General features: G+C 38.5%; 7 protein-coding genes. 5 read left to right on the plus strand and 2 right to left on the minus strand.

Annotated elements, in window-relative coordinates; translation table 11 throughout:
- A complete protein-coding gene (locus tag AAAY30_RS01315) occupies window positions 1-1,749 on the plus strand; it encodes an ABC transporter ATP-binding protein (RefSeq protein ID WP_022235288.1) in 1,749 nt (582 codons plus the stop codon).
- Entirely contained in the window at window positions 1,749-3,656 is a 1,908-nt protein-coding gene (locus AAAY30_RS01320) for an ABC transporter ATP-binding protein (protein ID WP_296152450.1), read from the plus strand. Before AAAY30_RS01315 ends, AAAY30_RS01320 begins: the two co-directional genes overlap by 1 nt.
- Before the next feature lie 184 nt (window positions 3,657-3,840).
- Here the strand turns inward: AAAY30_RS01320 and AAAY30_RS01325 are convergent, their stop codons facing one another.
- Window positions 3,841-4,128 carry a transposase gene (locus tag AAAY30_RS01325; RefSeq protein ID WP_303248638.1) on the minus strand — a complete coding sequence of 96 codons (288 nt, stop codon included), beginning with the start codon at window positions 4,126-4,128 and terminating at the stop codon, window positions 3,841-3,843.
- 252 nt (window positions 4,129-4,380) lie between these two features.
- Window positions 4,381-5,790, minus strand: coding sequence for an amidophosphoribosyltransferase (locus AAAY30_RS01330; protein ID WP_252560126.1), 1,410 nt, complete (start codon window positions 5,788-5,790; stop codon window positions 4,381-4,383).
- 306 nt (window positions 5,791-6,096) lie between these two features.
- On the opposite strand from AAAY30_RS01330, the gene AAAY30_RS01335 reads away from it, so the two are divergent.
- The 3 genes from AAAY30_RS01335 to AAAY30_RS01345 all read left to right on the plus strand — a co-directional run bounded on the left by AAAY30_RS01335 (window position 6,097) and on the right by AAAY30_RS01345 (window position 9,151).
- Window positions 6,097-6,996 (plus strand): LysR family transcriptional regulator, encoded by a 900-nt coding sequence (locus AAAY30_RS01335; protein ID WP_022235291.1) that lies wholly within the window; start codon window positions 6,097-6,099, stop codon window positions 6,994-6,996.
- 22 nt (window positions 6,997-7,018) lie between these two features.
- Window positions 7,019-7,912, plus strand: coding sequence for a YitT family protein (locus AAAY30_RS01340; RefSeq protein WP_252560125.1), 894 nt, complete (start codon window positions 7,019-7,021; stop codon window positions 7,910-7,912).
- Between the two features lie 126 nt (window positions 7,913-8,038).
- Window positions 8,039-9,151, plus strand: coding sequence for a 5-methyltetrahydropteroyltriglutamate--homocysteine S-methyltransferase (locus AAAY30_RS01345; protein ID WP_499215675.1), 1,113 nt, complete (start codon window positions 8,039-8,041; stop codon window positions 9,149-9,151).
- Window positions 9,152-9,281: the final 130 nt, after the last annotated feature.

The following is a 9,281-nucleotide window of genomic DNA, read 5'->3' on the forward strand; positions in this document are numbered from 1 at the left end:
ATGATAAAAACTTTATCAAAACAGATTAAGGGATTTGTAAAAGAATCTGTACTGACGCCTGTTTTTATGATACTTGAGGTTGTTTTTGAAACGCTTATCCCGCTTCTTATGGCCTCAATTATTGATGACGGTATCAACAAAGGCGATATGAATCATATTCTCTTTGTCGGAGGAGGAATGGTTCTTTGTGCTATCGGCGGACTTATCTGCGGTATTCTCGGCGGCAGCTTCGGTGCAAAGGCATCAGCCGGTTTTGCACGAAATCTTCGCCGCTCAATGTTTGCGAATATTCAGACATTTTCGTTTTCAAACATTGATAAATACTCAACCGCAGGTCTTGTTACAAGACTTACTACCGATGTAACCAACTTACAAAATGCGTATCAGATGATACTCAGAATGTGTATGCGTGCACCGACAAGCCTTATTTGTGCAATGGTTATGGCATTTATAATCAACGCAAAACTTGCAAGTGTGTACCTCGTTGCAATTATTTTTCTTGCGATTGTTCTTGCTTCCCTTATGAAATTTACTATGAAATACTTTAATCAGGTATTTAAAAAGTACGATGATTTGAACGCAAGCGTTCAGGAGAATGTATCCGGTATCAGAGTAGTAAAGGCTTTCGTTCGTGAGGATCACGAAACCAAAAAATTCTCAAAAGCCGCAAACAACCTTTACAAACTTTTTGTTAAGGCTGAAAACTGTATGGTATCTGTAACGCCTATAATGCAGCTTACCGTTTATGCTTGTATCATTGCAATAAGCTGGTTTGGCGCAAATATGATTGTCGGTTCAACACTTACAACAGGTGAGCTTACAAGTATGCTTACATATTGTATGAACATTCTTATGTCACTTATGATGCTCGGTATGGTATTTGTAATGATTACTATGAGTGCCGCAAGTGCAAAGCGTGTAGCAGGTGTTCTCAACGAGAAGAGTAACCTTACAAACGGCGAAAATCCTGTTAAAAATGTGCCTGACGGCAGTATTGAATTTAAAGATGTATATTTCAGTTATAACGAAACAGGTGCAGAACCTGTACTTGACGATATTAACTTAAAGATCAAGTCAGGCGAAACAGTCGGTATCATTGGCGGTACGGGCAGCTCTAAAACAAGTCTTGTAAACCTTATCGGCAGACTTTACGATGTAACAAGCGGTGAAGTTCTTGTCGGCGGCAGAAATGTTAAAGAGTATGACCTTGAAAAGCTCCGTGACGAGGTATCTGTAGTTCTTCAGTCAAATGTACTTTTCAGCGGTACAATTTTAGATAACCTCCGTTGGGGTAACGAAAACGCAACGGAAGAGGAATGTGTAAATGCCTGCAAACTTGCGTGCGCTGATGATTTTATTCAGACATTCCCCGAAAAGTATAATACATTTATTGAGCGTGGCGGTACTAATGTATCGGGCGGTCAGAAACAGCGTATCTGTATTGCGAGAGCATTACTTAAAAAGCCTAAAATTCTTATTCTTGACGACTCTACAAGTGCGGTCGATACAGCAACGGATGCAAAGATAAGAAAGGCTTTTGCAGAGGAAATTCCTAATACAACAAAGCTTATTATTTCACAGAGAATTTCAAGTGTTCAGAATGCCGATAAGATTATAGTTCTTGATAACGGTAAAATCAGCGGAGTAGGCTCGCATGATGAACTCTTGAACAAAAATGATATTTACACCGAAATTTATGAGGCCCAGACTAAGGGTAGCGGTGATTTTGATGCAAAGGGGGAGATGTAATGCCGGGTCCTATGGGTGGCGGCAGAAGACGCCAGATGGGTGCAAAACCTAAGGTTAAAAATCCGGGAAAAATCCTCGGAAGAATTTTAGGATATACCTTTAAAAATTATAAAATCCATATGATAATCGTATTTATATGTATTATCGTCAGTGTACTTGCAAATGTACAGGGTACATTATTTATTCAGTCGCTTATTGATGATTACATCACTCCGCTTATGAATACAAGTTCACCTGATTTTACTCCCTTGCTTTTCGCAATAGCAAGAGTAGCAGGTTTTTACTTGCTCGGTGCTGCTTCAACTTTTGCGTATTCAAAACTTATGGTTTATGTAACACAGGGTACAATGCGTAATTTGAGAATTGATATTTTCTCACATATGGAGAGTTTACCGATTAAATTCTTCGATACTCATTCTCACGGCGATATTATGTCGGTTTATACAAATGATATTGATACTCTCCGTCAGATGATTAGCCAGAGTATGGTTCAGCTTTTCTCAAGTACAATTACAATCGTATCTGTAATTGTAAGTATGATTTCAATCAGTATTCCGCTTACACTTCTTACACTTGTTATGGTTGCGGTAATGTTTATTGTATCGGGCAAAATCGGTGGCAAGAGCAGTAAATATTTTACGGCCCAACAGGATGACCTCGGCAAGGTAAACGGCTACATTGAAGAAATGATGAACGGTCAGAAAGTTGTAAAGGTATTTAATCACGAGGGTAAGGCTGTTGAAGAATTTAACGAACTCAACGACAAACTTTTTGACAGCGCATATAATGCAAATAAATTTGCAAATATTCTTATGCCTATCAATGCACAGCTCGGTAATATCAGCTATGTGCTTTGCGCAATAGTCGGCGGTGTGCTTGCTTTTAATCACTTTGCAGGACTTACACTTGGCGGACTTGTGGCATTTATGACATTTAACAAAAATTTCAGCCAGCCGATTAATCAGATCAGTATGCAACTCAACAGCATTATTATGGCTCTTGCAGGTGCAGACAGAATTTTCAAACTTCTTGACGAAAAACCTGAAGAGGACGACGGATATGTAAATCTTGTCAATGCTAAAATTGTTGACGGCAAAATCGAACCGTCTGAAGAGAGAACAGGTGTGTGGGCATGGAAACATACTCATAGCGAGGACGGCACAACAGAGTACCGTCAGCTCAAGGGCGACCTTGTAATGGACGATGTTGACTTTGGCTATACAGATGATAAAATGGTTCTCCATAATATTGACCTTTATGCAAAGCCGGGTCAGAAGATTGCGTTTGTCGGCTCAACAGGCGCAGGCAAAACTACAATTACTAACCTTATCAATAGATTTTACGATATTCAGGACGGTAAAATCCGCTATGACGGCATAAATATCAATAAGATTAAGAAAGCTGACTTAAGACGCTCTCTCGGTATTGTATTGCAGGAAACGCATCTTTTCACAGATACAGTAATGGAAAATATCCGTTACGGCAGACTTGACGCTACCGATGAAGAAGTTATTGCGGCGGCTAAACTTGCCAACGCAGACAGCTTTATCCGTAAACTTCCGCACGGATACGATACGGTTCTTACAGGTGACGGCGGAAACCTTAGCCAGGGACAACGCCAAATGCTTGCAATCGCAAGAGCCGCAGTTGCCAATCCGCCTGCACTTATTCTTGACGAGGCAACAAGTTCAATTGATACCCGTACAGAAAAAATTGTACAGGACGGTATGGATAAGCTGATGAAGGGCAGAACAACATTTGTAATTGCTCACAGACTTTCAACCGTAAGAAATTCAGATTGTATTATTGTTCTTGAGCACGGCAGAATTATAGAAAAGGGCACACATGAACAACTTATAGAGCAGAAGGGTAAGTATTATCAGCTCTATACAGGTAAAACTGCTTAAGGATAGTTAAACACTTTATAATATAGCGCCGACCGATACATAAAGACTGTATCGGTCGGCGTTTTTTAGTAAATATTAGGTTCATCACGATTTTTTGTGGGATGGTGAACGGACAGAAGAAATAGAAAGATAGCGAATCAGGGTAAAGAAGAAGTCGTCGTCACGGTAACCGTAGCCGATTCGTTTAGCGACCTTGATCTTGTTGTTGAAGCCTGCGAGCTTCATCCAGACGAACAACACCGAGAACATCTCTGCCAAATTGCGACTGCATATGAAACCGATCATATACAATCCGTGCTTTGGGCAAATGCTTTGTTACAAGCTTGTTGTAAGATGCGTTCATGTCCATCGCTACCGCGATGACTGCCGATAAGGAGTCGGAGGGCACATCTTTAAAGAACTTTTCAAAATCCTTCATCGCTCTGCCCTTTCCGACCCAAAGATATCTCCCTGCTCCAGATCCATCACGCAGGTTGCGTAACTATGTCCTTTATGGATTGCAAATTCATCAACAGCAAGTATCCTCGGCTTTTAGCCTTCCTCTCTTAACATTTTTTCCGTGATGAGGGGATATTTAAAATTTATTCTAAAATTTCAAAAACTCGAAATCCAGTCAATCTGAATTTCGAGTTTTTCTACAGGCTGAACTGCATTTCTACCTTTAGGTTAGAATGCAGTCGTTTTTTATTTGGGCTGTTTTTTTACAGCTCACTTTTGATTATTTTTATTCTTCACCGTTCCAGCAATAAGTACAGAGTTTACATTTATCTATACCGCAGGAATCAAGCATATCGTCAAGGCGGTTAAAGCGAAGTGAAGTAAACTTGAGTTCCTTACAAATCTCGTCAACCATCTTTTCATATTTTTCGGAATCCGGATTTGTGTATTCCTTTAAAACTTCATCGGTAACATTGCCGTTTTCAAGTCTTTCGATAACTCGTCTTGTAATAAGATCCATCTCAGAAGATGAGCGTGAGAAATTGAGATACTTACATCCGTAAACAAGAGGAGGACAAGCAGGTCTGATATGAACTTCCTTTGCACCGCTTTCAAAGAGATACTCTGTGGTTTCTCTAAGCTGAGTACCACGCACGATTGAATCGTCAATTAAAAGCAGGCTCTTATCTCTGATTAAATCTTCAACTGCAAGCAATTTCATCTTGGCAATAAGATTACGCTGACTCTGAATTGTCGGCATAAATGATCGTGGCCATGTAGGAGTGTATTTAATAAACGGTCTTGAGAAGGGAATACCCGACTCATTAGCATATCCGACTGCGTGTGCAATACCCGAATCAGGAACACCTGCAACAACATCAGGCTTTACATTATCTCTCTTTGCCATTTTTGCACCGCAGAGGTAACGCATCTGCTCAACGCTCATTCCCTCGTATGAGCTTGCTGGGTAGCCGTAGTAAACCCAAAGGAATGTGCATATTTTCATATCATTTCCGGGCTGTTTTAAGGTAACGCAGTTTTTATCTGTAATAACAACAATCTCACCAGGGCCAAGCTCTTTGTAATTGCTGTAACCGAGGTTTTTATATGAAAAGCTCTCAAAAGCGGCACAGAAAGCGTCCTCTTTCTTGCCGATAGCAATAGGAGTTCTGCCGTACTTATCTCTTGCGCAGTAAATGCCGTTTGGATTCATAAGCAAAAGTGAAAGTGAGCCGTCTACCTTTTCGAGTGCGTAATTAATACCGTCAATAAGATTTTCTTTCTGATTTATAAGTGTGGCAACAAGTTCTGTAGGGTTGATTTCACCGCCGCTCATTTCAAGAAAATGAGAATTGCCGTTTGAGAAAATCTCCTGAACGAGCTCGTCTGTATTGTTAATTTTACTTACGGTTGTGATAGCGTATGTACCGTGATGTGAACGCACCATAAGCGGCTGCGGCTCATAATCGGAAATACAACCGATGCCAAGTCTGCCCTTCATACTCTGCATATCTTTATCAAACTTAGTTCTGAAAGGTGCATTTTCAATATTATGAATAGATCTGTCAAACCCCTTTTCGTCATCGTAAACTACCATACCGCCTCTTCTTGTGCCGAGGTGTGAGTGATAGTCAATACCAAAATACAAATCAAAAACGCAGTCCTCTTTGGCTGCTACTCCCATATATCCGCCCATATCTTTTCTCCTTTTTAATTCTGTCTGCCATATGCAAACTAATATAACAGTAATATTAATTATATTATTATTTCTTGTTGTTGTCTATACAAAAATAAAATAAAATGTCATAATTAAGGTAATATTATCATAACTGATTTTTAACATATATACTTTTTTGCTTATTTGTTTATTATATATAATATTTCACGCAAAGAATCACAATTATTTTTAAATAAGAGATTTACACAATTTATATTTTATGTTATAATATAGTAAATTCTTATCAAAACAGTAAACATTAATTTTAAATAAAGGAATATTAATATGACTCTGCAACAACTGAGATATGTTATCACGGTTGCTCAAAAAGGTACAATAAGCGAGGCGGCAAAGGAACTTTTTATTTCACAGCCGAGCCTGACCAATGCAATCCGTGAACTTGAAAAAGAAATGAACATTACAATATTTAACAGAACCAACAAAGGCGTTGCTGTTTCTACCGAGGGTGAACAATTTTTAGGCTATGCAAGACAGGTGCTTGAACAGGCTAACCTGCTTGAAAGTGCATATAAAACCTCGGTAAGGGATAAGCAGCGCTTTTCTGTTTCCACTCAACATTATGCATTCGTTGTAAATGCGTTTGTAGATTTAATTAAAGAGTTGCCTCAAAACGAGTATGACTTCTCAATCAGAGAAACTCAAACTTACGAGATAATTGACGATGTAGCTACAATGAAAAGCGAAATCGGAATTATTTATTTAAACGCTTTTAACGAAGCGGCTCTTACGAAAATCATTAAATCAAAAGGTTTGTGCTTTAATGAGCTTTTTATAGCAAAGCCTCATATTTTTGTAACGGCGGAACATCCGCTTGCAAATAAAGAATCCGTTACTATGGAAGAGCTTGCAGACTACCCTTATCTTTCTTTTGAACAGGGCAATCATAACTCTTTTTATTATTCAGAAGAAATTTTCAGCACTGTAGAACGCAAAAAAAATATTCGTGTAACAGACCGAGCCACACTTTTCAATTTATTGATAGGTCTTAACGGTTATACGGTTTGCAGCGGAGTAATTGACAGCGGTCTTAACGGTTCGAATATTATTTCAATCCCATTAATCAAGGAAGGAGATATGCGTATAGGATATATCAGTCATAAAAAATTAGTTTTAAGTCCGCTTTGCAAAAAATTCTTAAATCACTTGAACAAATACATTAAGTGATATTTAATACAAGGAGGCATAAATGAAAAATTTTATCAGTACATTTAAAGAATTAAAAATAGTAAATTTCCTGTTCTTAACGCTTGCAGGCATTATAAATGCTTTTGGCGTAGTTGTGTTTCTTGCTCCGGTAAAACTTTACGACAGCGGAATTTCAGGTACATCAATGCTTATTTCGCAAGAAACTCCTGCATGGTGCAGTTTATCACTTATACTTATTTTACTTAACATTCCTCTGTTTCTGCTCGGTCTTAAACGAGAGGGACTAAAGTTTACCGTATATGCAATTTACACGGTATTCATTTACTCTTTGGTTGCATGGATAATAACTGATATTTTACCGATAGATGTCAGCTTTATATCTCCCCTTGCGGGCAATGACCTGTTCTTATGCGCAATATTCGGCGGTGTAATTTCAGGCTGCGGCAGCGGTCTTGCAATGCGCTTTGGCGGCGCTATGGACGGAATAGATATTCTCGCCGTAATGTTTGCAAAAAAACTTCACTTAAGCATAGGCACATTCATTATGATTTACAATGTAATTCTCTATATCATTTGCGGCATAGTAATAGGCAGTTGGATATTGCCGCTCTATTCCATAGTAACTTATGCCGTGGCTGTTAAAATGATAGATTTCTTTGTAGAGGGTTTTGACCGTGCAAAAGGCGCTTTTATTATTACAACCAAGTCAGATGCTGTTTGTGAGAAACTTTCGCAAACATTTGAAAACGGTATTACTATGATAGACGCCAAGGGTTACTATTCAGGTTCAAAAAAGACAATGATTTACTTTGTAATAAACCGTTTTCAAGTTGATAAAATGAAAAGACTTGTACACGATATTGACCCGAAAGCCTATATCTCCATAAATGAAATAGCCGATGTTTATTCGGCAAATTCCGACGATAAAAACTAATATTTTTATTAACGACAGGTGCAGTTGGTTATAGTTAAAAGCTATAGCCAACTGCATTTTTTATGTATTTTACAAATATTGATTTTTACCTTATACTTTTACCAAATGAACAAGGAGGCAATATTTATGAGTAAAAATAATGTACCATTCAGATTTGACTATGTAGGAAGTTTTTTAAGACCGGATTATCTAAAAAAAGCCAGAGCAGATTTTGAAAAAAGAAATATAACAAAAGAAGAACTTACAGAAATTGAAAACAAAGCCATTACAGACCTTGTAAAAAAGCAGAAAGAATTAGGATACAAGGTTATAACAGACGGTGAATTTCGCAGAGCAACATGGCATCTCGACTTTATGTGGGGATTTAATGGTGTTGCACACAAAAAGACAGAAAAGGGCGTAGCATTCCACGGCGAACCTGCGTTGATTGACGATACATGGCTTACAGGTAAAATCTCGGCTGACAACCACCCGTTTGTTGAGCACTACAAATTTATAAAAACTTTTGAAGACGAAAACACTGTTGCCAAGCAGACAATTCCTGCACCTGCTCAGTTTTTCCAGCAGATGATTATTCCTGCAAATATTGAAACAACAAGAAAATTCTATGCAACCGATGACGAGCTTATTACTGACATTGCAAACGGTTATAAAAAGGTTATTAACGATTTATATAACGCAGGTTGCAGAAACATTCAGTTTGACGATTGCACCTGGGGTGTACTCGTTGCCGATGGCAGTGTAATTCGTTACGGCAAAGAAAACAACCTTGAAGATATTAAAGAAAAGCTCTTAAAAGTAAATAATCTTGCAATTGAGGGCAAGCCTGAAGATTTGGTTATTACAACACACATTTGCAGAGGTAACTATCATTCCGCATATTTCTCAAGCGGTGCATATGATTCAGTTGCAGAGCCACTGTTCGGCAGAGAAAATGTTGACGCGTATTACCTTGAATTTGACGATGAGCGTTCAGGCGGCTTTGAGCCTTTAAAATATGTAAGCGGCAACAAAAAAGTTGTTCTCGGTCTTATCACTACAAAATCACCGAAACTTGAGGACAAGCAGACAGTAATCGAAAGAATTAAAGAAGCAAGCAAATACATTCCGCTTGACAGACTTTACCTAAGTCCGCAGTGTGGCTTTGCGTCATGCGAAATCGGCAACAAACTAACCGAAGAACAGCAGTGGGCTAAACTCGCACTTGTAAAGGAAATTGCAGAAGAAGTTTGGAAGTGAATTCTTTATCAAAAGTTGGGATAAATTATGGTTTAGCGGAGTGTCAGTCGGGCATTGAAATTTAGCTAACGCTAAATTATCCTCCCAAAAACAAAAAAAGTTTACTCAATTTTTTCAAAAATTGCGGGTT

The organism is Ruminococcoides bili (genome assembly GCF_040093295.1).
GTDB classification, from domain to species: Bacteria; Bacillota; Clostridia; order Oscillospirales; family Acutalibacteraceae; genus Ruminococcoides; species Ruminococcoides intestinale_A.

What these genes read in the sequence shown, in the direction of transcription:
- AAAY30_RS01340 (WP_252560125.1), top strand. Translation starts at nt 7,019, where the DNA reads ATGAAAAATTTTATCAGTACATTTAAAGAATTAAAAATAGTAAATTTC.
- AAAY30_RS01320 (WP_296152450.1), top strand. Translation starts at nt 1,749, where the DNA reads ATGCCGGGTCCTATGGGTGGCGGCAGAAGACGCCAGATGGGTGCAAAA.
- AAAY30_RS01330 (WP_252560126.1), bottom strand. Translation starts at nt 5,790, where the DNA reads ATGGGCGGATATATGGGAGTAGCAGCCAAAGAGGACTGCGTTTTTGAT.
- AAAY30_RS01315 (WP_022235288.1), top strand. Translation starts at nt 1, where the DNA reads ATGATAAAAACTTTATCAAAACAGATTAAGGGATTTGTAAAAGAATCT.
- AAAY30_RS01335 (WP_022235291.1), top strand. Translation starts at nt 6,097, where the DNA reads ATGACTCTGCAACAACTGAGATATGTTATCACGGTTGCTCAAAAAGGT.
- AAAY30_RS01345 (WP_499215675.1), top strand. Translation starts at nt 8,039, where the DNA reads ATGAGTAAAAATAATGTACCATTCAGATTTGACTATGTAGGAAGTTTT.